This is a genomic window from Polaromonas sp. P1_G2, from assembly GCF_056405515.1.
In genome coordinates, this window is the sequence record NZ_JBFUBY010001033.1 from 1 (window position 1) to 479 (window position 479).

The following is a 479-nucleotide window of genomic DNA, read 5'->3' on the forward strand; positions in this document are numbered from 1 at the left end:
ATCAGCCAGACAAGCACCGTCAGAGCCGCAACACCCATCACCGCCGGCACGAACAAGGCCGTGATCGTAATCAGCCAGACAAGCACCGTCAGAGCCGCAACACCCATCACCGCCGGCACGAACAAGGCCGTGATCGTATCGACCAGCGACTGGATCGGCAGCTTGGCGCCCTGCGCCTGCTCGACCATGCGGATGATCTGCGCGAGCACAGTATCCGCGCCGATCTTTTCGGCGCGGAAGATGAAGCTGCCGGTGCGGTTGACCGTGCCGCCGATCACCGAGCCTCCCGCGGTTTTCTCGACGGGCATCGGCTCGCCCGAAATCATCGACTCGTCGACGAAGGAATGACCATCCTCGACCACGCCATCGACCGCGATCTTCTCGCCGGGCCGGACCTGTATGCGATCGCCGATGCGAATCTCCGCGAGCGGGATCTCCGCCGATTGTCCGTTGTGGATGACGATTGCCGTCTTCGGCTG

At 63.3% G+C, this 479-nt stretch carries 1 protein-coding gene; it reads right to left on the reverse strand.

Going from position 1 to position 479, the window contains the following annotated elements:
* Nucleotides 1-479: P-type ATPase actuator domain-containing protein (locus tag AC1D0P_RS28920; protein WP_477679879.1), on the reverse strand; the 479-nt coding region annotated here is incomplete at both ends.